The 22,810-nt window shown below is 59.9% G+C and carries 18 protein-coding genes; 14 read left to right on the forward strand and 4 right to left on the reverse strand.

The features are described from left to right. Positions 1-74 precede the first annotated feature (74 nt). Positions 75-1,064, forward strand: coding sequence for a tRNA dihydrouridine(20/20a) synthase DusA (dusA, locus tag K1W69_RS04035; protein WP_220227042.1), 990 nt, complete (start codon positions 75-77; stop codon positions 1,062-1,064). On the opposite strand, the gene ngg is transcribed toward dusA, so the two are convergent. Together ngg and K1W69_RS04045 are read right to left on the reverse strand one after the other, a co-directional pair. Further along, positions 1,065-2,843, reverse strand: a complete 1,779-nt coding sequence (ngg, locus tag K1W69_RS04040; protein WP_370688171.1) for an N-acetylglutaminylglutamine synthetase — start codon at positions 2,841-2,843, stop codon at positions 1,065-1,067. It lies immediately after the preceding gene. Between the two features lie 5 nt (positions 2,844-2,848). Next, positions 2,849-4,624, reverse strand: coding sequence for an N-acetylglutaminylglutamine amidotransferase (locus K1W69_RS04045; protein WP_220227043.1), 1,776 nt, complete (start codon positions 4,622-4,624; stop codon positions 2,849-2,851). 87 nt (positions 4,625-4,711) lie between these two features. Here K1W69_RS04045 and K1W69_RS04050 point away from each other — a divergent pair, with 87 nt between their 5' ends. Next, the gene (locus tag K1W69_RS04050; protein WP_220227044.1) at positions 4,712-5,242 is read left to right on the forward strand and encodes a MarR family winged helix-turn-helix transcriptional regulator; all 531 of its coding nucleotides are present in this window, start codon (positions 4,712-4,714) and stop codon (positions 5,240-5,242) included. 35 nt (positions 5,243-5,277) lie between these two features. Here K1W69_RS04050 and K1W69_RS04055 read toward each other — a convergent pair whose 3' ends face one another. After that, positions 5,278-6,525 (reverse strand): Zn-dependent hydrolase, encoded by a 1,248-nt coding sequence (locus K1W69_RS04055; RefSeq protein WP_220227045.1) that lies wholly within the window; start codon positions 6,523-6,525, stop codon positions 5,278-5,280. 146 nt (positions 6,526-6,671) lie between these two features. Here K1W69_RS04055 and K1W69_RS04060 point away from each other — a divergent pair, with 146 nt between their 5' ends. From K1W69_RS04060 to K1W69_RS04085, 6 genes are all read left to right on the forward strand, one after another. After that, entirely contained in the window at positions 6,672-8,231 is a 1,560-nt protein-coding gene (locus tag K1W69_RS04060; protein ID WP_220227046.1) for an ABC transporter substrate-binding protein, read from the forward strand. Between the two features lie 97 nt (positions 8,232-8,328). Then, positions 8,329-9,273, forward strand: a complete 945-nt coding sequence (locus K1W69_RS04065; protein WP_220227047.1) for an ABC transporter permease — start codon at positions 8,329-8,331, stop codon at positions 9,271-9,273. Further along, complete coding sequence (locus K1W69_RS04070; protein WP_220227048.1) at positions 9,273-11,213, forward strand: dipeptide/oligopeptide/nickel ABC transporter permease/ATP-binding protein; 1,941 nt, start codon at positions 9,273-9,275, stop codon at positions 11,211-11,213. The genes K1W69_RS04065 and K1W69_RS04070 overlap by 1 nt, the downstream gene beginning before the upstream one ends. Then, positions 11,210-12,193: an ABC transporter ATP-binding protein gene (locus tag K1W69_RS04075; RefSeq protein WP_370688172.1), complete on the forward strand. Its 984-nt coding sequence runs from the start codon at positions 11,210-11,212 to the stop codon at positions 12,191-12,193. Before K1W69_RS04070 ends, K1W69_RS04075 begins: the two co-directional genes overlap by 4 nt. Further along, entirely contained in the window at positions 12,193-12,975 is a 783-nt protein-coding gene (locus tag K1W69_RS04080; RefSeq protein WP_220227050.1) for a FadR/GntR family transcriptional regulator, read from the forward strand. The genes K1W69_RS04075 and K1W69_RS04080 overlap by 1 nt, the downstream gene beginning before the upstream one ends. Before the next feature lie 111 nt (positions 12,976-13,086). Continuing rightward, positions 13,087-14,256, forward strand: a complete 1,170-nt coding sequence (locus tag K1W69_RS04085; protein WP_220227051.1) for an osmoprotectant NAGGN system M42 family peptidase — start codon at positions 13,087-13,089, stop codon at positions 14,254-14,256. Between the two features lies 1 nt (position 14,257). On the opposite strand, the gene K1W69_RS27410 is transcribed toward K1W69_RS04085, so the two are convergent. Continuing rightward, positions 14,258-15,697, reverse strand: a complete 1,440-nt coding sequence (locus tag K1W69_RS27410; protein WP_370688173.1) for an MmgE/PrpD family protein — start codon at positions 15,695-15,697, stop codon at positions 14,258-14,260. Between the two features lie 114 nt (positions 15,698-15,811). Between K1W69_RS27410 and K1W69_RS04095 the strand changes: the two genes are divergently transcribed. From K1W69_RS04095 to K1W69_RS04120, 6 genes are read left to right on the forward strand one after another with little or no spacing between them, the layout of a single operon-like run. Further along, complete coding sequence (locus K1W69_RS04095; protein WP_220227053.1) at positions 15,812-16,495, forward strand: GntR family transcriptional regulator; 684 nt, start codon at positions 15,812-15,814, stop codon at positions 16,493-16,495. 36 nt (positions 16,496-16,531) lie between these two features. Next, on the forward strand, positions 16,532-18,109 hold the full coding sequence (locus K1W69_RS04100) for an ABC transporter substrate-binding protein (protein WP_220227054.1): 1,578 nt from the start codon (positions 16,532-16,534) through the stop codon (positions 18,107-18,109). 26 nt (positions 18,110-18,135) lie between these two features. Next, on the forward strand, positions 18,136-19,914 hold the full coding sequence (locus tag K1W69_RS04105) for a CocE/NonD family hydrolase (protein ID WP_220227055.1): 1,779 nt from the start codon (positions 18,136-18,138) through the stop codon (positions 19,912-19,914). Further along, positions 19,911-20,888, forward strand: a complete 978-nt coding sequence (locus K1W69_RS04110; protein ID WP_220227056.1) for an ABC transporter permease — start codon at positions 19,911-19,913, stop codon at positions 20,886-20,888. Before K1W69_RS04105 ends, K1W69_RS04110 begins: the two co-directional genes overlap by 4 nt. Next, a complete protein-coding gene (locus K1W69_RS04115; protein WP_220227057.1) occupies positions 20,885-21,826 on the forward strand; it encodes an ABC transporter permease in 942 nt (313 codons plus the stop codon). The genes K1W69_RS04110 and K1W69_RS04115 overlap by 4 nt, the downstream gene beginning before the upstream one ends. Next, the gene (locus K1W69_RS04120) at positions 21,823-22,809 is read left to right on the forward strand and encodes an ABC transporter ATP-binding protein (protein ID WP_258570799.1); all 987 of its coding nucleotides are present in this window, start codon (positions 21,823-21,825) and stop codon (positions 22,807-22,809) included. The genes K1W69_RS04115 and K1W69_RS04120 overlap by 4 nt, the downstream gene beginning before the upstream one ends. Position 22,810 lies beyond the last annotated feature (1 nt).

Consider the following 22,810-nt stretch of genomic DNA (forward strand, 5'->3'; position numbering starts at 1 on the left):
AAACGCCTTACCTGTCACCGAAGCTCGCAATGTTAGTCCGTCCAATCTGAGATTGGTGTGGTATTAATATACAAATGACTGATAAATATAAACAATTCGCCATCGCGCCCATGATGGACTGGACGGACAGGCATTGTCGTTTTCTGCATCGGCAATTGACGCGGCATGCGCTTCTCTACACCGAGATGGTGACGGCCGACGCGGTGATTCATGGTGATCGCGAGCGGCTGATCGGGTATGATCCGGCCGAGCATCCGGTCGCCCTGCAGCTTGGCGGGTCGGAGCCTTCAAAGATGGCCGAGGCGGCGCGCATCGCCGCCGATATGGGGTACGACGAAATCAACATAAATGTCGGCTGTCCGTCCGACAGGGTTCAGTCCGGCCGTTTCGGCGCCTGCCTTATGCAGGAGCCAGACCTGGTGGCGGAATGCGTGTCGGCGATGAAGCAGGCCGTTTCGACGCCCGTTACCGTCAAATGTCGTCTCGGCGTGGATGATCAGGACATCGAAACCGCTCTCGACACGATGGCCGACGCCACATTCGCTGTCGGCAGTGATGCGCTGTGGGTGCATGCGCGCAAGGCCTGGCTTGAGGGGCTAAGCCCGAAGGAAAACCGGGATATTCCCCCGCTTGATTACGATCGGGTGTTTCGTCTGAAGCAGCGATTGCCGAATCAATTCATAGGGATAAACGGCGGCATTGAGAATCTGAATCAGGCGTTGGAACTCTTGGCCCACACCGATGGCGTCATGCTTGGCCGCGCCGCCTACCACAATGCCGGCCTTCTGGTTGACGTCGATCGGCGGTTTTTCGGCGATGGCTCTTCGCCTGTCGAATGGATGACGGTCCGCGACGCCATGATGGAGCACGCCGCCCGGCATGTCGCCGGTGGCGGGCGGATGGTCCACATCACCCGCCACATGGTGGGTCTGTTCCACGGCATGCCGGGCGCGAAGCGCTATCGTCAGATTTTGTCGGTGAAGGGCCCCGGCGTCGACGCCGGTCCGGAGGTGATCGCCGAGGCCTTCGACGCTATTCGCTTTGGCGAGCAACTTGTCGCCTGACTATTCTTCGGTTTCGTCGTCCGGTTGGCGTTTTTTATTGGCGGCGGAAAACGGGAACATCAGGTCGACATAGCGTTCCGCCGTCGGCTGCGGTTCGTGATTGGCGAGTCCCGGCCTTTCGTTGGCCTCTATGAAGACATAGTCGGGTTCGCGCGGGCTCCGCACCATCAGGTCGATGCCAGTCACCGGAATCTGGATCGCGCGCGCGGCGGCGACGGCCGCTTCGATCAGGGCAGGGTGGGTCTCGGCGGTCACATCCTCGATCGTGCCGCCGGTGTGGAGATTGGCGGTCTTGCGAACGAGAATTTCGCGCCCCTGGTCGGGAACATCATCCCAACCCAGCCCGGCGTTGGCAAGGCAGCGTTCGGTTTCGGCGTCCATCGGGATGGTGCTTTCGCCGCCGGTCGCGCTTGACCGCCTGCGGCTTTGCACTTCGATGAGCTTTCGCACGTCGCGCACACCGTCGCCAACAATGCGGGCTGGCTTTCGGATTGCGGCGGCGACAACCTTGTAGTCTATGACGACAAGCCTGAGGTCGCTTCCTTCGAAACACTGTTCGATAACGATATCGGGGCAGAGGGACCTTGCGTATTCGACGGCGGCTTCCATCTCTTCCGCGTCCGTTAAGCCGACAGCGACGCCCATGCCCTGTTCGCCGCGCGCGGGCTTGACCACGACGCTGCCATGCGCAGCCAGGAATTCCGCCCGTGCGTTGGCGTTGTCGTCGGTCAGTTGCGCCGGCACCTTGACGCCGGCCTTCTCCACCACCCGTCGGGTCACCCGTTTGTCGTCACAGATTGACATGGCGACGGCCGTCGTCAGTTCGCTCAACGCCTCGCGGCACAGGATAGAGCGGCCTCCGTGAGAAAGCCGGAAGAAACCGCCCTCGGCGTCGACGATCTCGACCGCGATGCCGCGGCGGCGCGCTTCGTTGACGACGATCTTGGCATAGGGATTGAGGTCGGCGTCCGGCTGCTGGCCGACGAACAGCTTTTCATTGATCGGGTTCTTGCGTTTGACCGCGAAAACCGGCACCCGGCGAAACCCTAATTTCTCATATAGGCCGATGGCCGGCGCGTTGTCGTGCAGAACCGACAGATCCATATAGGCCGCCTCGCGCGCCTGGAAATGTTCGGCCAGGCGCCGCACCAGAGACTCGCCAATGCCGGCGTAGGGCGACTTTGGCGACACTGCCAGACACCAGAGCGACGAGCCGCGCTCGGGGTCGTTGAAGGCGCGTGTGTGATCGACGCCCATGACCGAGCCGATGATTGCGCCGGATTCGGTATCCTCGGCCACCAGGACCGTCAGTTTTCGCGCGTCGCGATGTTCCCAGAAAAAGTCCAGCGGCACCTGGACCATGCCAAGTTCGGAATAGATGACGTTCACCGACTCCGCGTCGCTCACCGTTGTCAGACGGCGTATGAAAAAGGCGTGTTTCCTTCGGCGGGCTGGGCGGTAGCTGGTCAGGTCGAGGCGATAGGTGAGGGATGGGTCGAGAAACAGCTCCTGCGGCGCAAGCGCCACGGCGACTTGCGGCTCCTGGACATAGAAAGCGATATCGCGCCGGTCGGGACGTTCGCGGCGAAGGGCCGCGGTTATCGATTCGGTGTCGAGGAACGTGTTGGCGAAGATCAGCCTTCCCCAGCCGCAATCGACGATCGACTGCGGCGTGCGTTGGGACGAGCCCGCGCTCTGCGGGCGTAAATTCGCCTCCCGCATGCGTTTGAGGCGGTGGTCCGTGGCGCCGCGCGGGCGGGGCTTTTCCTTGGCAGTCACTGTGCTCAGATTCCTTGTTCCTGAAGCCACATCTCAAGCAGCGACACCTGCCAGAGTTCGGACCCTCTCAAAGGCGTGATGTGCTCGGCCGGGGCGTCGAACAGGGCTTCGAGATAGTCCTGGCGGAAGAGGCCGCGGTCCCGCGCGCTCTGCGAGCCGAGCGCGTCGCGCACCATGTCGAGATAGGGGCCGTCGATATATTTGAGCGCCGGCACCGGAAAGTAACCTTTCGGCCGGTCGATGACTTCGCTCGGAATGATCTTGCGCGCGACATCCTTGAGAATGCCTTTGCCGCCCTGCGCCAGCTTGAGCCCGGACGGCGCCCGGTTGGCCAGCTCCACAAGTTCGTGATCGAGGAAAGGCACGCGGGCTTCCAGCCCCCAGGACATCGTCATGTTGTCGACTCGCTTCACCGGATCGTCGACCAGCATGACATTCGTGTCGAGGCGCAATGCCTTGTCGACAGGATCGTCGGCGCCCGGGCGCGCAAAATGTTCGCGAACAAACGCGATGCATTCATCCGTATCGGCCATATAGTCCTGCGCGAGATGCTCGCCGAGCTTCTGATGGCTGCGGTCAAAGAACGCCGCGGCGTAGTCGCTTACGGGATCGTTGGAGTTGGCAAGCGGCGGATACCAGTGATAGCCGGCGAAAACCTCGTCGGCGCCCTGTCCGGACTGGACGACCTTGATTGTCTTGGCGACCTCGCGGCTCAAGAGGAAAAATCCAACATTGTCGTAGGAAACCATCGGTTCCGACATCGCACGGATCGTCGCCGGCAGGTTGGCGCGCATCTCCTCCGACGGGATGAAGATCTTGTGGTGGTTGGTGTCGTAGTGGTGGGCGATCAGGTCCGAATATTTGAACTCATCACCCTTTTCGCCATGCGCTTCCTCGAAGCCGATGGAATAAGTCGCCAGGTGCTCCTGGCCCTGTTCGGCAAGCAGACCGACGATCAGTGAACTGTCGACCCCGCCTGACAGAAGCACGCCGACCGGCACATCCGCCACCATGCGGCGGCGAACAGCGGTGCGCAGCGCCTCAAGCAGCATATCGGTCCATTCCTCCGGATCGCGGCGCACGTCTTCAGCCGAGCGCGTATAGTCCGGTTTCCAGTACACCGTGTCCTTGAAAGTCCCGTCGGGCTCGACAACCCGTATGGTCGCCGGCGGCAATTTGCGCACGCCGGCCAGAATTGTCCTTGGCGCCGGAACCACGGCGTGCCAGCTCATGTAGTGCTGCAGGGCGATCCGGTCGATGGATGTGTCGAGGCCGCCGCTTTTCACCAGCGCGGGCAGGGTGGAAGCGAAACGCAGCGCGCCCCGGCTTTCGGCGAGGTAGAGCGGCTTGATGCCGAAGCGGTCGCGCACCAGGATGACCCTGTCGGTCTCGCGCTCATGGATTGCGAAGGCGAACATGCCCTGCAGCTTGCTCACAGCCTCCGGACCCCATTCGGCCCATGCCTTGAGGATAACTTCCGTATCGCCGGTGGAAGCGAATCTGTGTCCCATGCTTTCCAGTTCGGCCTTCAGCTCGGGGTAGTTGTAGATACAGCCATTGAAGGCGATCGCGTAGCCGAGATGGGTGTCGACGAAGGGCTGGGCTGCGGCTTCCGACAGGTCGATGATCTTGAGGCGTCTATGGCCGAATCCGACGCGGCCGCGCACCATGACGCCGGCGCCGTCCGGCCCGCGCGGAGCCATGGCTTCGGCCATGGTTTCAATGCGCGAAGCGGACGCCATTTGTCCGTCGAAGGTGATTTCGCCACAAATTCCACACATATGGTTCTGTTATCCTTTGTTTTCTTTTCGTTTGACGGCAAATGATTATAACACTAATGGTTTTTGTTCAACCAATAGGTCATGAGAATGCCGGCCGATGAACTGAAATCGCTGCAAAAGGCCTTGCGCCGGATCATTCGGACGCAGGATATCCACTCCCGCAGAATTGATCGAACGGTCGGGCTGACCCTGCCGCAGCTCGTTGTTTTGCAATGCGTCCGTGATCTCGGGGAGGTGACGAGCCGGGCGATCTCCAAAGAGGCCAGTCTCAGTCCGCCGACCGTGGTTGGCATACTCGACAAGCTCGAACTCAAGGGAATGATCGAACGATACAGGTCCGAGAGCGACCGACGCATCGTCCACACAGTTCTCACCGAGCGGGGCAGGTTGGCCCTCGAGCATGCGCCGTCTCCAATTGGGGTTTCCTTCGATCATGCTTTCCTGACAATTCCGGCGGGACGCAGAAGCGAAATCGTGAAGAGTTTCGAAACCGTGGCCGAGCTTTGTGAAACAAGTGTGGCCGAAGTGCACGATCAAACCAATATTCAACAAGATGGCGGCGACATTGCCAGTGTCGCAATTCGACCGGTGAACCGGCTGAGATCCGACAGGCATTGAAAACGCGGATCTACGTCAAAAGTTCCGCGAATTCGTTAAGTTTTTGCGCGGGAAAGGCGAATGAGCGCAGCAAGCAGCAGGTTTGCGCCTTTATCGATTGCGCTCCAATCGGTCCATTCTTCGGGTGCATGGCTGACGCCATCTCTGCTCGGCACGAAAATGAGGGCGGCCGGGCACAGCGCCTGCATGGTCTGGGCGTCGTGGCCGGCGCCGGAAGGCATGACGAGAGAGGGAGAGCCGAGCCGGTCTGATTCTTCACGCAGAATCGCAACCAGCGATGTGTCGAGTTCGACGGGAGCAAGACGGCTCCGTTCGTCGATTGTCGCGGTAAGGCTGTGTCTGGAGGAAATGGCGACGATCTGATCGCGCACCGCCTCGACCACGCGTTGCAGTAGGGCGGCGTCGCTGTCTCGAATTACGATCGAAAAATCTGCGAGGCCGGGAATGGTGTGCGGGAAATTCGGCTGGAGTTCCACCTTGCCTATCGTCACGCGGGTCTGTTGGTCGCCATGCTGTTCGATGATCGAGGGCAGGGCGGCTCCCAGTTCCGCGAGGCCGGCAAAGGCGTCCGCGCGCAAATCCATTGGCGTCGTGCCGGAGTGGTTGGCGCGTCCTTCCAGGCGAACGCCCAGATTGACGACGCCGGAAACGGAATCCGCTACGCCGATCGGGATGTTCCTGCTTTCCAGGACAGGCCCTTGTTCAATATGCAGTTCCAGAAACGCTTCTATCGTTCCGGGCGCGCGGGCGCAGGACAAGGCGCTGTAGGCGTCGAGGCCCTGTTGCGCCATGGCGTCGACCAGCGTCAAACCATCGGCGTCGACCGCCTGGTCGATCCAGGTTCTTTGGATTTGCCCGGAAATCGCCTGCGACCCGAGCATGCCGCCGAAGCGACCTTCTTCCTCCGCAGTCGCGACGATTTCGATGGCGATGTCCGGCGCATATCCCGCATCCTTCATGGCGAGGATGCATTCAAGCGCTGCGCAAACGCCGAGCGCGCCGTCGAAGGCGCCGCCCTCCGGAACTGTGTCGAGATGCGACCCCGCCATAATGCAGGGGCCTTCCGCCGGGCCGAAGCGCCCGAAGACATTGGCGACGCCGTCCTGCGATACAGACAGGCCCTCCGCGCGCAACGTGTCGGCGAACCAGCGTCGGACCCGCAAGTCCGGATCGCTATATCCGATCCGGTTGAAGCCGCCGGTTTGCGGGTTCCTGCCGAAGCTGTTGACTGCATCGAGCAAGGATTTTAGGCGTTTAGAGTTGATTGCCGGATTATTAGGCATATCCAATTGTGTTTTGTTTTCAGTCAGTTGTGAGGCATTTCTTCCCTGGTTCCTTTGTTATACAAAATTTATCATGAAAAATCATTGCAAAATGCCAAAATTTTTATGTTTAATGCCCGCCATCGCAACAGAGGGAGAATGACCCGATGAAAAGGATTCTGGCCGCCGCCGTCGCGGCGCTAAGTTTGATGTTCTCACAGGCCGCCTTCTCGCAAACCCCGCCGAACGTTCTTGTCGTCGGGCAGATCGCGGAACCGAAATCCATGGATCCGGCGACAGTGACGGCCGTCAACGATTTCCGGATTCTGATGAACGTGTATGACGGTCTCGTACGTTACAAGGACGGGACGCTGGAGGTGGAGCCTTCTCTTGCGGAAAGCTGGACGATCTCCGACGATGGAACAGTCTACACGTTCAAGCTTCGGGATGGCGTCAAATTTCACGATGGAACTGATTTCAACGCCGAAGCGGTCAAATTCAACTTCGACCGGATTCTGGACGAGAACCATCCGTTCCACGACACCGGGCCGTTTCCGCTTTCATTCTACTTCTCGGCCGTGGAGGACGTGAACGTCGTCGATCCTCTTACGATCGAATTCAGGCTTGATGCTCCCTATGCGCCGTTTCTGTCGAACCTCGCCTACACGCCGGGTCTGATGGTTTCTCCAGCGGCGGTAGAGGCGCAAGGCAAGGATTTCGGCCGCAACCCGTCAGGCACAGGCGCTTTCAAATTCGCTGAATGGGAGGCGAATTCGAAGGTGGTGGTCGTACGCAACGAAGAATACTGGGATGGCGCCCCGCCGCTGGAAGCCGTCATCTACCGTCCGATCACGGACGCCAATACACGCATAGCCGAAATGCTGTCGGGCGGCCTCGACATCATGGTGGAGGTTCCCCCGGACAGCCTTGCCCAGTTTCGCGACAATGACAGCTACAAGGTCGTGGAACAGGCCGGTCCGCATCTCTGGTTTCTCATTCTGAACCTCAAGGAAGGTCCCTTCGCCGACAAGAAGGTTCGTCAGGCCGCCAACTACGCCCTGAACAAGAAGGCGCTCGTCGAAAACATCCTGCAGGGAACGGCGCAAGTCGCGGCAGGGCCGACGCCTCCGGCCTTCGCGTGGGCCTATAATGACGCTCTGGAGCCATATCCTTATGATCCGGAAAAGGCCAAGGCGCTGCTCGCAGAGGCGGGTTACGATGGCGAAGAGGTGACCTTCTACGTGACGGACGGTGGCTCCGGCATGCTCGATCCCGTCGCCATGGGAACCGCCATTCAGGCTGATCTGGAAGCGATCGGCATGAATGTCAACGTCGAAACCTACGAGTGGAACACCTTCCTCGGCAAGGTCAATCCCGGTCTTGAAGGCAAGGCTGACATGGCTGAAATGGCATGGATGACCAATGATCCGGACACCCTGCCGTTTCTAGCCTTGCGCAGTGAGGCATGGCCGGACAAGGGCGGCTTCAATTCGGGCTATTATTCCAATCCGAAAGTCGATGAACTCCTGAACAACGCCCGCAAATCGACCGATCAGGCGGAGCGCGCGAAACTTTACCAGGAAATGCAGACCATCGTTCAGGAAGACGCGCCCTGGGTGTTCGTCGCCAACTGGAAGCAGAACGCGGTGACCAAATCGAGCGTCGAGGACTTCAAGCTGCAGCCATCCTTCTTCCTGATGTTGCAGAAAGTCTCCAAGCCGCAATAGGCTGTGACTTCGCATCCGCTTCGGCGCTCTCGCGCCGGGGCCGGTTGAAAGAAACCCGTGGCGGCCGCCAGCCGGCCGTCATCAGGAAAGAGAATTTATGGCCTCATACATCGCCAAGCGACTACTGGCTGCGATTCCCGTGCTTCTCGGACTGACAGTCATCGTCTTCTTTATTATGGCGATGATACCCGGAGATCCGGCGACCGCCATTCTCGGCACCTATGCGACCCCGGAAAATGTCGAGAAACTCAATCGCGACCTCGGCCTCGACAAGCCGCTTGTCCAGCAATACTTCATCTGGCTGGGCAATCTGCTTCATGGCGATTTTGGCCGTTCATTCGCCCTCAACCGTCCGGTGCTCGACGAAGTTCTCGAACGGTTCTCCGCGACATTGATCCTCGCCGGAACGGCGCTGGTTTTGTGCTCAATTCTGGGTCTTCTGGCTGGCGTCGTCTCGGCGGTGCGGCAATTCGGCTGGACGGACCGGATCGTGACGCTCGTCGTGCTCGTCGGAATCTCGACGCCCAGTTTCTTTCTCGGTCTGCTGCTTATCCTCGTCTTCGCCGTCAAGCTTCAGTGGTTGCCGGCGAGCGGTATGTGGGCGATTTATGGCGGCGGCGACTTGCCCGATCTTCTGCGCCATTTAATCCTGCCAGCCTCTACGCTCGCGGTCGTCGCGACCGGCGTGATCGCCCGACTTACGCGCACCGCCATGCTGGAAGTGCTCCGGCAGGATTTTATCCGCACGGCCCGCGCCAAGGGGCTTCCCGAACGCAAAGTCATCATGAAGCACGCCGTCAAGGCCGCGCTCGTTTCCGTCATTCCGGTAATTGGCATCCAGGCCGGCTTCGTGCTTGGCGGGGCCGTTTACATTGAGACCGTGTTCCAGTGGCCGGGGATCGGCTCCATGCTGGTCAAGGCGATCTCCACACGCGATCTGCTGCTGGTTCAGGGAGGCGTTCTGGTGGTCGCCGCCGCCTATGTTCTGTTCAATCTTGCAGCCGACGTCGTCCAGACGATGATCGATCCGAGGTTGCGCTGATGGCCGAAACCACCGCTCTTTCATCTGGGTCGAAACGCTCTGTGGGCAACCGGCAGAGCAATCTGCGCCTGCTGATGAACAACCGGCTCGCCGCCGGCGGGCTCGTAATTCTGGTGGCCGTTGTACTGATTGCGCTTGCCGCGCCGATCCTGCCGCTTGCCGATCCCGACGTCACTGATCCGGTAAACCGCCTATTGCCGGCGTTTTCAGAGGGGCATCTCCTTGGAACCGACGAACTCGGTCGCGATCTCCTGTCGCGGCTGATCTGGGGCACGCGGGTGTCGCTAGCAGTCGGCCTGTCGGCGACCGTCATCGCCGCGTTCCTTGGCTCGCTCATCGGCCTCGTCGCAGGCTATGCGGGCGGCCGGACCGACGCCATATTGATGCGCGGGATCGACATGGTCATGGCGTTCCCGTACATCCTGCTGGCTTTGGCGATCGTCGCGGTTTTGGGGCCGGGGCTTCTCAACGCGCTCTACGCCATCGCCGTGGTCAACATTCCGTTCTTCGCGCGCAATATCCGCGGCATGGCGCTCGGCCTCTCGCGGCGTGAGTTCGTCGACGCCGCGCGGCTTTCCGGCATGTCGCATGTGCGGATTTTGTTTGGCGAAGTACTGCCGAACGTTCTGCCGGTGATCATCATAACCATGTCGACGACAATCGGCTGGATGATCCTGGAAACGGCGGGCCTTTCCTTTCTTGGCTTGGGAGCGCAACCGCCGCAGGCCGATCTCGGCTCGATGCTCGGGCAGGGGCGCAAGGTGCTGTTCACAAACCCGCATGTCTCGATCATTCCCGGACTGATGATTTTTGTGCTTGTCATGAGCATCAATCTTCTGGGCGACGGCGTGCGCGACGTCCTCGATCCGCGTCTGAAATCGGGATCTCTGACACGGCCCGTCGCCAGGACTGCGGTGGAACGTGCGGTCATGCCCGGTGATCTCACGCCGCATCGCGACGCCATACTCGATGTCCGGGATCTGCGAACCGAATTCCGCATCGGCGGCGAAATCTACAAAGCTGTCGGCGGCGTCGATCTGAGGGTCGGCAAGGGCGAATGTCTCGGAGTGGTCGGAGAATCGGGGTCTGGTAAGTCGGTTTCGGCCATGTCGATCATGGGGCTGGCGCCGACTCCGCCCGGCAGGATCGTCGGCGGCGTGGCGTTGCTCGACGGTGAAGACCTGTTTTCGGCTTCTGACGAACGGATACGCATGCTGCGCGGGCTATCCGTATCGCATGTATTCCAGGATCCGCTCTCGACATTGCATCCGCTTTTCACCGTGGGCAATCAGCTTGTTGAGGCGATACAGGCGCATAGCCGGATGACCGGCTCGGAGGCGCGCAAGAAGGCGGAAGCCCTGTTGCGGATGGTGCGCATTCCCAACCCGGCGGAAAGGCTTAAGGCCTATCCTCATGAACTCTCGGGCGGCATGCGCCAGCGTGTCTGCATCGCAATGGCGCTCGCCAACGACGCGGACGTCATCATCGCCGACGAGCCGACGACGGCGCTCGACGTCACCGTCCAGGCCCAGATCCTGTCGCTGCTCGACCGACTGCGGAAGGACAACGACACCGGCATCCTGTTCATCACGCACGATTTCGGCGTGGTCTCGGCGATTTGTGATCGGGTCGCCGTCATGTATGCGGGCAAGGTCGTCGAAACCGGCGCCACGGAGGAGATCCTGTCTCAACCTGCGCATCCGTATACAGCGAAGCTGATCCAATGCGTGCCCGTGCTCGGCGAACCAGAGCGGCGTTTCGGAGCGATCTCCGGTCGCCCTCCGGTCGTCAACAGATTGCCGGATGGTTGCGCCTTTGCGCCGCGCTGTCAAAAGGCCACTGATGAATGCCGCAAAACGGAGATCGCAATGACAGAACTGTCCGACGGGCGCGCCGTGCGATGCATTCATCCGCTGTCGGCAAGGGAGGCCGCGGCGTGAGCGAGACGCTTCTGAAGATCGATGCAGCCGAACGGATATTCGGCGGCGGAAAAACTCTTTTTGGCAGCCCGTTGCCTGCCGTGCATGCCCTCAGAGGCGTGAGCATTGAAGTTCAGAGGGGCGAAACGCTGGGTATTGTCGGTGAATCCGGTTGCGGCAAGTCCACGCTCGCCCGCATCCTGGTGGGGCTTGATCAGCCAACGTGCGGCGCGATCACCTATGACGGGGAGGACCTCTGCGCCCTGGCACGCGCGGACGGAAGGCAATTGGCGCGCAAGATCCAGTATGTTTTTCAGGATCCGCTTGCCTCGCTCAACCCGCGCAAGACGATCCGCGCCATTCTGGAAGCGCCGCTCGTTCATCTGCTTGGCATGGACAAGCCCGCCCGCCAGTCGCGGGTCGAGGAACTCATGCAGGCGGTCAATCTTGCTCCGGAATTTCTGGAGCGCTACCCGCACGAGTTTTCAGGCGGTCAGGCGCAGCGCATCGGCATCGCGCGAGCGCTTGCCGCCGACCCGGAATTGATCGTGCTGGACGAGCCGGTGTCCGCGCTTGACGTTTCCGTACAGGCGCAGGTTCTCAATATCCTCGACGATCTCAAGCAGCGCTTCAATCTCACCTACCTTTTCATCAGCCATGATCTTTCGGTGGTGGAAAGCGTTAGCGACCGTGTGGCGGTTCTCTATTTCGGAAAGCTCGCCGAAGTCGGGCCTGCTCGCTCGGTCTTTTCGGCGCCGCGTCACCCCTACACGCATCTTCTGCTGCAATCAGCGCCGGCTCCGGGTCGCAAACCTACCGCCGTTGAGAATGCCGAAACCGAGTTGCCCGATCCCTACAACCCGCCGCCCGGTTGCGCTTTTCATGCGCGATGTCCACGCAGAAGCAACCTGTGTCTGCAGAGCGAGCCGCCGCTGGAACCGTCGCCAATTGACGATAGGCACTTTGCCGCCTGCCATCATCCGCACGGGCGCACAAGCTGATGGCTGAACTCAAGGACACCATTGCGTCAAAAGCCGGCGTCGACCCGGCCGGCCGAAAGCGCAAGCGACCGGATCTCGTGGCCGACATGATACGCGAGAGAATCATTGGCGCCCACATGCGGCCGGGCGACCGTATACCGGCGGATTGGCTGACGCCCCATACGCTGGGCGTTTCGCGCGGAACAGTTCGCGAAGCGCTCAAGGTGCTCGAGTATCAAGGCTTGATCAGCAGCAAGACCGGCCCCGGCGGCGGCGTGTTCATATGCGAGGTTCGCCCGGTCGACGCGATCAAGATGCTGGACAATCTGTTTTTGTTCAAAGCGCCCACAATTGCGGACATCTACGCCATTCGCAAGAAACTCGAACCGGAACTGGCGGCGTCAGTGGCGGGCAATCTTTCGGAGCAAGCCATGGCGGCGCTTCAGAAAACAATCCGCCTTTATGAGAAAGAGCCTAAAACGGCGGAAGAGGAATACAGCCAGCGCCTCGCCGAACTGGATTTTCATGCCGAACTTGCAAGCCATTGCGACAACACGCTGCTCGGCTTTATGTGCCGATTTCTGGTGAGCCTTCTGAGAGACATGACGGTCTGCCGCGAGATCTATCGGGAGCCCAATTCGGAACTTCGAGAGACCGGTCTGCATTATCAGATCAGGCTTTTGCGGGCCATCAATGCAGGACATGCCGACAAGGCGCGCGAGATCATGTATGTCCACATGGTGGAGGCCGAGAAATACATGCTCGAAATGGCCGCCATCCGGGCGCCCGGAGAAAACGATTGAGGCTTCCGGGGAGGTTGGGGCTGACAGCCACGGAGCAATTTGCAAGAATGGCGCTCCACGCTATCCCGTATTTCACAGCACGAATTAGAAAAGAAAGACTACGGAGGATAAATGCCACGCCTGAATATCGACAGTGAGTATCTGGCGGACACGCTGGATAAACTTCTGCATATTCCAAGCCCCACCGGATACACGGACAACATCGTCCGGTTCGTCTCAAAACAATTAATCGAACTTGGGCTTCAGGTGGAATTGACGCGCAGGGGCGCGATAAAGGCTGTTCGTCAGGGCAAGCGTCCGGAGGGCGCCCGCGCGATCGTATCCCATCTCGACACGCTCGGGGCACAGGTCAAGTTTCTCAAGAGCAACGGCCGCGTTTCGCTGGTCCCGATCGGGCACTGGTCGTCGCGCTTTGCCGAAGGCGCGCGCGCGACCGTGTTCAGTTCCAAGGGCGGCTATCGCGGCACCATTCTGCCCATCAAGGCTTCGGGACACACGTTCAACGAGGAAATCGACACGTTGCCGGTGGCGTGGGAGAACGTCGAGATGCGTATCGACGCCATGTCTCGCAACGAGGAGCATCTGGATCGTCTCGGCATCGAGGTCGGAGACATTGTCGCGATCGATCCGCAGCCGGAATTTCTCGATAATGGCTACATCGTTTCGCGACACCTCGACAACAAGGCCGGCGTGGCGGTCATGCTTGCGTCTCTCAAGGCCATGCAGGATCAGCAACTCAAGACGCCTGTCGACATACACTTTCTGTTTTCCATCGCTGAGGAGGTCGGTGTCGGCGCCGCCTCGATCGTGTCTCCCAACGTCGCGTCGATGATCGCAATCGACAACGGCACGACCGCTCCAGGGCAGAACTCCGACGAGTTCGGCGTCACGATCGCCATGGCGGATCAGACCGGGCCGTTCGACTACCACCTGACCAAGAAGATGGCCGAGCTCTGTCAGAAGAATGATATTCGTTATCAAAAGGATATATTCAAATATTACCGATCTGATTCAGCCAGCGCCATCGAAGCCGGAGCGGATGTGCGCACCTGCCTCATCACGTTCGGCATCGACGCGTCGCATGGCTACGAGCGTATCCATCTGCATGCATTGAGATCGCTCGCCGAACTGGTGACGGCCTATGTTTCGAGCACGGTCAAGATCAAGCGGGACTTCGAGGAGCACGGAGAACTCAACGGATTTACCCGTCAGTCAACCGGAGAAGCCGAACAGGAACTCTCCGTCGACGTCGAGGAAGAGGAACTCGGCGCACAGACCTAGGTCAAACGATTGCCGGAATTTCAGCAAGGGTTTTGGCAAGCCGGCGAGGACCGTCCGGCTGGCCGATGGCGCGCACAGAAGCGATCAACCGGTCCTGGGCCTCGACATCGAGAGCCGCACAACACGCGCGAAATTTTTCTTCGAGGTCAGAGTCGCTCATGGGCAGCAGCGGTCCGCCACGATAGCGCGTGTCGGCCTCGGCTTCCAGGCGTCCCCCGTCCTTCAGATGGAATACGACCCGCGAACGTATCAGGTCAAAGCCCTTGGCGTTGATCTTCGGATCGACCGCAGTTGATATCCGCTTTTGCATATTCTGGAATGCTGGCGCGCAGACGACGTCGTCCTCGAATTCAGGAAGGCCGGCGCTGCGGCGCAGAACCAGCATTGAAATCAAGGCAGCCATCGAGAATTTCGCCTGGAGGCCGTTTTTGGCGACGGCGTAGCGGATCGGATTCAGGATATTGTCTCCGGCGAAGAATTCGATTCTTTCAACGTTCTCAGGCGCGACGTCATTGTCGATGACCAGCTTGCGGACCATGTCCATGGCCTGGTGGGTAAGGATCCCGCTGGGGTAGGGCTTTATGCTGACGCCGGGATCGACGATCGACCACGTCCGTCCCATCCCCTGATCCAGTTTTTCGAGCGAGAAGCCGTTGGCGAGCACGGCCGCGAATCCCCATTTGCCGTCCAGGGCGTCAGGATCCGCGGTGAAGCCGCGCTTCGCCATCAATGCGGCCAGGACTCCGTTTTCCGATGCCCGTCCGACATGCCAGGGTTTGGCCATCGTGCCGAAGCTGCACCTCACGCCCGCCGCCATGCTTGCGGCAAGGCCAAGCGCGTGGCGCATCTCCGTTTCGTTGAGTTCCAGAAGCCAGGCGGCCGTTGTCGCCGCGCCGAAGGTAGCCACGGTGCCTGAGGAATGATGTCCGCGCAGGTAATGCTCGGGCTTCAGCCATTCCGAGATTTTGCAGGAAACCTCGAAACCAATGTTGAAGGCGGCGAGAAACCGATCGCCGTCCACATGTCCCAACATCTGTGAAACGGAAAGCGCTGAGGAGAGGGGAGCGGTCGTCGGGTGCGTCAGCAATCCGTAAACATGGTTCGGGTCATGGCTTACCTGAGTGTCGTCAAAATCGTGCGCATGGGCGGATATACCGAAAGCGCGTGCTGCGACCTGCGCGGGGACCTGTTTCCGCCCGGCGCCCAGCAGAAAGGAGTCTTCGCGCCCCCCGTCGGAGGCTGCCATCGAGACAACAATGCGCGTGGCCTCGTCGCTCAAACCCGCAACGTAAAGGCCGACCGTGTCCAGCATGCATCTTTTCGCAATTTCGAGAGCTTCAGTCGGAACGTTAGCGAATCCGGTGGAAAGCGCGAAGCTGACAGCCTGTTGCGTCACATTGGTATCAAACGACTGAAAATCTTGTTTTTTCTCGATTGTCACTACCGCGTTTCCTCTCGATTGCGCACAGGTCTCTGTGTCTTCAAATATTAAATTGTTGACAATCTTGGATCATTAATCGACGATATGCAAGACGAATACGAGGAATTCTGACTGATGTCCGACATCGATCTTCTGGCCCTTCGACAAAGCAGCACGCTTTCGGAACTGGTCGCAGACAAGATGGAAAAGCTGATTCTGAGCGGCAAACTTGCGGCCGGTGAGCGGATCAATGAAGCCGTTCTCGCCAAGGAGCTTGGCGTGAGTCGCGGTCCCGTGCGGGAGGCTTCGATGTTGCTGACCAGCAGGGGGCTGGTGGAGTTCATCGCCTTCCGGGGCGCTTTCGTGCGGAAGATCAGCCGGGCGGAATTGCTGGAGATCTACGACCTGCGCGCCGTGTTGACCGGTCAGGCCTGCTACCTTGCTGCGCTCAAGGCCGGAGGCAATGCGGGGCCGTTGAATGATCTTCACGATCGCATGGAAAAGGCGGCCGACAGCAACAAGGCCGACAGATACTACGAACTCAACCTAAAATTCCATGAATGTCTGGTCGACATGGCCGGCAGTTCGCGACTCAGAACGATGATCGATTCACTCGTCAACGAGATGCATCTCTATCGGCAGGTCTCTCTGCGGAGCCATCCGGATATGGCGCAGTCGAACCGGGAGCACCGGGCGATCCTGGACGCGATCATCCAGGGCGATGCGGAAAAAGCGCGCAAACTCGGCGAAGCGCATGTGCGCGCCGGCAAGCAAAGGTTCGAGGCGGCAGGCGCGGAAACGCTTGTCGAGGACGAATAGCATTGACTTGAATTGATATTGAAAGGGAGGAACATCATGAAAATGAAGAGTATTATGGCGGCCCTAGGTCTGGCCGCCATGACTGCGGTCGCGCAACCGGGCATATCGGTTGCGGAAGACGTGGTCATTGGAGTGCGCACGGAAGCGGCTTCGGTCGATCCGCACTTTTCCTATGTGGCGACCAGCAAGGCCGCGGTCACGAATATCTTTGATACGCTGATCATGCGCGACAAGGATCTGCAACTGACCCCGGCGCTCGCGACATCCTGGGAGCATATCGGCGACGGCGTCTGGGAATTGAAGCTTCGTGAAGGCGTAAAATGGCACGACGGCGAGCCGTTCACCGCCGAAGACGTGCTCTTTACTTTCGAGCGTGCGCCGAATGTCCCCAACAGCCCCGCGCCTTTCGGGCAATTTCTGTCGCAGATATCGGAGGCCAAGGCGGTCGACGACCATACGATTCATATAACGACTCGCAACCCTTCGCCGCAGATCCTCTTCGATCTCGCCGAAGTTCCGATTGTCTCGAAACACGCGGGCGAGGGAGCGGCAACGGCTGACTACAATGACGGCAAGGCGACCATCGGTACGGGGCCGTTCAAATTCGTGTCCTGGCAGCCGGGCGGCACGCTCAGGCTGGCGCGCAATGATGATTATTGGGCCGGGCCGTCGGAATTCGAGAACATCGACATCGTCGCAATGCCAAACGACGCAAGTCGTGTCGCCGCGCTGTTGTCGGGCGATGTCGATCTGATCGATTCGGTTCCGCCCGAGAGCTACGAGACACTGGAAAAAGACGACGGTCTGGAGATCTGGAAAACGCCGGACGTTTACACCGCCTATCTGCACATGGACACCGACCGAGAAGTCTCGCCATTCATCACGGCCAAGGACGGTTCGGAGATCAAGAATCCCTTGCTTAATCCGAAGGTGCGCGAAGCGCTTTCGCTCGCAATAAATCGCCAGGCGATTATCGATCGTCTGATGAACGGGCTGGCGCAGCCGGCGGGCCAGCTGGCGGGGCCGACAATGACGGGTTTCAATCCGGACATCGAACCGGGAGCCTATGATCCGGAAAAGGCCAAGGTCTTGTTGAAAGAGGCCGGCTATGAAGATGGCTTCAAGATTACCCTGCACGGGCCAAACAACCGCTACGTCGCCGACGCCCAGATTGTGCAGGCGCTCGCCCAGATGTTCGAGCGCATCGGTATTGAGACCGAGGTCGAGACGATGCCGGCCAACGTTTTCTTCCCACGCGGCAGCAATCGGGAGTTCTCGATCTTCTTCCTGGCATGGGGGTCAGCGCAGGGGACTGCTTGGCATGGACTGCGCGGCGTCCTGATGACCTACGACAAGGAGAAGGGATATGGCCCGTCCAATCGCGGCCGCTATTCCAATCCGGAAGTCGACAGGCTGACGATCGAATCCATGTCGACCTTCGATGTCGATGAGGCCGCGCGTCTCTCTGCAGAAGCGGCGGGTGTCGCGTTCCGTGATTTCGCGATCATTCCGATGCACTATCAGATGAATGTCTGGGCGTCGAAGAAGGGCTTCGAATACGAGCCGCGGCAGGACCAGATGACGCTTGCATACGGACTTTCCACGCAGCAATGACCGTTCACGATGGAACGATACAAGAAATGAAGGACGCAGCTTCACGCTGCGTCTTCTCCGTGCCAATGCGCGACGGAGTGCAGTTGGCGCTTGATGTCTATGGACCGCTGGAGCAACGTCGACCCGTCGTGCTTGAACGCACGCCCTATGGCCGGCGTCGCACCGACCAGTCGGAGCGATACGCCGGCATGGAGAAATCGCTGCCGAGGGATCGCGTCGCGGAACGCTTCGTGGAGGCGGGCTTCATCTATGCTGTGCAGGACTGCCGTGGTTGTGGCGATTCCGAAGGGCGTTTCTCAAAATATCTGCAAGAGCCAAAGGACGGGGCGGACACGATTGGCTGGCTGCGGCGTCAGGCGTGGTGCGACGGGTTCGTGGCGATGACCGGCTTCTCTTATGGCGCTGCTTGCCAGATGTCGGTGGTGGGTTTCGAGCAGGAGGAACCGAACGCTGTGACGCCGGATTGCGGCGGGTTTTCCGACGCCTATCGAAGCGGTATCCGGCAAGGCGGCGCGCTGGCGATGAAACAGGCGACGTGGGCGCACGCGCAGGCGATCCGCGACCTTGTCGCTTCGGGCAATGTCGAGGCCGCCGATGTGCTGAGAGCGCAGGATCTTCAACACTGGCTGTTGGACAGCCCCTGGATTGCGGGGCATTCGCCGCTGGAAAGCGCGGTGGAGCACCGCGATAATCTCGCCGCATTCTGGCAGGCTGGCGAAGATTCGGACTTCTGGCGCGCGCCCGGCTTGTGGACAGACAAGGCAAAGCTGGCGCAGAGCCGAACTCCGTCTTTCTTCGTGACGAGCTGGTTCGATACGTCTTCGGTTTCGGTGATCGAGAATTTCCAGGCGATGCGCGACGCGCCGAATCGTCTTGTAATCGGGCCGTGGGATCATGGCGCCCGGTTCACGAACGTCAGCGGCGGCGTTGATTTTGGCCGGCGATCCGTTCCGGAGAATGGCCTGGTCGGCTCGATGCTAGATCTGCGCCTCGAATGGCTGCGGGCCGTGCGCGACGGGCAGGCGCTGCCGCTGGGCGTCACTTATTTCGAGATGGGCGGCGGCGACGGCGGTCTCGATGCGAACGGTTGTATCCGGCATGGTGGGCGATGGCGCAAGGCCGCGTCATGGCCCCCGGATGATTGTCGGGCAATGACGCTGCAGCTTTCGGAAGGGCGTCTGGACACAGACCGGGTTACCGCCGAACCGTCGCGTTGGATCAGCGATCCCGGCAGTCCCGTTCCGACGCTCGGCGGAGCCATCAATTCGGGTGAGCCCGTCATGTCGGGGGGCATGTGGGACCAGAACGCTGTCTTTGCCATCGTGGAGGACGCAGGAGGAATCCGCTGTCAGCGAGACGATGTTCTTGTATTCATGAGCGCGCCACTTGAGGAAGATGTCGTGATCGCCGGCGCGCCCTTTGTCGACGTCCATGTTTCCGCGGATCGTCCGGATGTGGACATCACCATGAAGCTGATCGACTGCTATCCGGGCGGTCCTGCGCTGAACCTCTCAGACGGCATTCTGCGTCTTCGCTACCGGGAGGGTTTCGATGCGGCAGTCCTGTTGACGCCTTCCGAGATTGTGTCGGCGCGCGTCATCGGCACGCCCTGCGCCAACCTGTTCAAACGGGGGCACCGCATTCGCGTTGACATCGCAGCGAGCAATTTCCCCAATTTCGACATCAATCCGCAGACGGGCGGCCCGCAGGGTATCCCGCAACAGCGCCAGATTGCTGAAATAAAGCTCCATTCGACGGCCGGCCAGCCGTCCTTGCTGACGCTTCCGGTGAGGACCGTTCAATGATCGCCTTCATCATACAGCGTGTCTTCCAGGGCGCCGCGGTGGTCCTCGCCATGTCGCTCATCGTATTCGTCGGCGTCTACGCAATCGGCGACCCGGTCGAGATCCTGATCAATCCGGACGCCGACCAGCAGACCAGAGAGGCCGTCAGACAGTCTCTCGGGCTCGATAAGCCGTTGTGGATGCAGTATCTGTACTTCGTCAAATCTGCGCTGCATGGCGATCTCGGAACCTCGTTTGTCTTCAACATTCCGGCGATCCAGCTCATTCTCCAACGCCTGCCGGCGACGCTCGAACTGGCCCTGACGGCGACGGTTCTGGCCATCCTGCTCGGGATCCCGCTCGGCCTCGTCAGCGGATTGAACGACAAGCGGTGGTATTCCCGCATGATCATGGCTGGTTCCATTCTCGGGTTCTCACTTCCGACCTTCTGGGTCGGCCTCATCCTGATCCTTGTCTTCGGCGTATGGCTTGGCTGGTTGCCAGTGTACGGGCGCGGCGACACGGTGCGGTTTCTTGGCGTGGAGTGGAGCATCTTCACGCTCGATGGCCTCAGGCACATCATCTTGCCGGCGTTCAATCTTGCGCTGTTCAAGATCGCGCTCTTCATCCGGTTGACCCGTGCGGGAGTCATGGAAGTGGTCAATCAGGATTATATCCGCTTTGCAAACGCCATGGGCATCAGGAAGGCGCGGTTGCTGTGGCGGCATATTCTCAAGAACATCATGATACCCATCGTCACGGTGATCGGCATCGAATTCGGATCCGTGGTCGCCTTCGCTGTCGTCACTGAGTCCATCTTCAACTGGCCCGGCATGGGCAAGCTGATCATCGAGTCCATCAACCATCTCGATCGTCCGGTGATCGTCGCTTACCTAATGGTCATCGTCGTGATGTTCGTCATCATTAATCTGCTCGTTGACCTGCTTTACGCGGGTCTCGATCCGCGGGTCAGGCTGGGGAGCAGCAATCGATGAGCGACCTTGGTCTGAATTCCGGCGCATCGCCCAAATTGGCTGGCCCTTTAAGGGCGCTCGGCGAAAGATCGCAGAGGCTTCGCAATTTTTTGCTGGAATATTCTCTAAGTCCCATCGCAGTCGTCGGCGGCGGCATACTCATCCTGCTTCTGTTGATCGCGATATTCGCGCCATGGATCGCGCCGCAAAACCCATATGATCTGGCGAGCCTTTCAATTCTGGATGCGCGGCTGCCGCCCGGTTCCGAGAGCTACGACGGTTACACCCATTGGCTGGGCACCGACGGGGTCGGACGCGATCTGCTGAGCGCCATCATGTACGGATTGAGGATCTCTTTGAGCGTCGGCGTGGTCAGTTCAATGTTTGCGCTGGTGATCGGAATGTTTGTCGGTCTGTTCGCAGCATATGCAGGCGGCAGAACCGAGAACATCATCATGCGCATTGTCGATCTCCAGATGAGTTTTCCCGCAATCCTGATTGCTTTGATCCTGCTCGCAATACTGGGGAGGGGAGCCGAAAAGACGATGATTGCGCTCATCGCCGTGCAATGGGCCTACTATGCGCGAACCGTTCGGGCGTCTGCTCTCGTGGAGCGCGAGCGCGAATATATCGAGGCCGCGCGCGGCCTGCGCCTCGGCCATTTCCGGATCGTGTCGCGCCACTTGCTTCCGAATTGCTTCGCGCCGCTTCTTGTCGTGCTGACAGTGCAGGTGGCCCATGCGATCACGCTGGAGGCGACGCTGAGTTTTCTGGGCATAGGCCTGCCGGAAACCCAACCGTCGCTCGGCCTGCTGATCGCCAACGGCTACCAGTATCTGCTCAGTGGATCCTACTGGATTTCGATCTTCCCGGGCGTCGCCCTGTTGATCACGATCCTGTCGATCAACCTGGTTGGCGACAGACTGCGAGAGCTGCTCAATCCGGGGATGAGACGATGAACGCCATGCCGCCTCCGCAGCCGGTTCTGGAAGTCGAGCGGCTGAGCACGGTCTTTGACCTGCGCGCCGGCACGGTGCAATCCGTCAACGATGTCAGCTTCTCCCTGAAACGCGGAGAAATCCTCGGCATTGTCGGCGAATCCGGTTCAGGAAAGTCGGTCACGGGTCTGTCCGTTCTGGGGCTGATCGAGCCGCCGGGGCGGATTGCCGCCGGGTCGATCCGTCTGGAAGGTCGCGAACTGACGACCTTGGGAGACGCTGAAAAGCGCAAGTTGCGCGGCAATGCAATTTCGATGATTTTCCAGGATCCGATGACGACGCTCAACCCGGTGCTGTCGATCGGCCGCCAATTTTTCGAGGTGATCAACGCGCATCGCAAGGTTTCTTACGCGGCGGCGCTGGATGAGGCCGAGGCGGCGCTTGTCCAGGTCGGTATTCCGGCAGCCCGCGAGCGGCTTTCAAGCTATCCGCATGAACTTTCCGGCGGCATGCGCCAGCGGGTCTGCATCGCTATGTCGCTTATCAACAAACCGGCTGTGGTTATTGCGGATGAGCCGACGACCGCGCTCGATGTGACCATCCAGGCGCAAATCCTCAATATGATGCAGAACCTTGTTCGCGACAGCGACGTCTCGCTAATCTGGGTCACGCATGATCTGAGCGTCGTCGCCGGACTGTGCGATCGGGTCGCCGTCATGTACGCCGGCCGAATCGTGGAAACCGGGCCGGTTGAGGAGGTGCTCGGAAATCCGCGCCATCCCTATACGAGAGGTCTTCTGGACAGCATCCCGGGGGACGCGGAGCCTGGCCGACGCCTTCAACAGGTGCCCGGAACACAACCGTCTCCGCTCGATCTGCCTCAGGGTTGCTCGTTTCGACCACGCTGCAGTCAGGCGCGGGACGAATGCAAGAACGAACTGACATCCGATCAGGTCGGTCCCGACTATTTCGTGCGGTGCCTCTTCAAGCTGGGTGGAGACTGAT

It is taken from the genome of Flavimaribacter sediminis (assembly GCF_019492055.1).
GTDB classification, from domain to species: domain Bacteria; phylum Pseudomonadota; class Alphaproteobacteria; order Rhizobiales; family Rhizobiaceae; genus Flavimaribacter; species Flavimaribacter sediminis.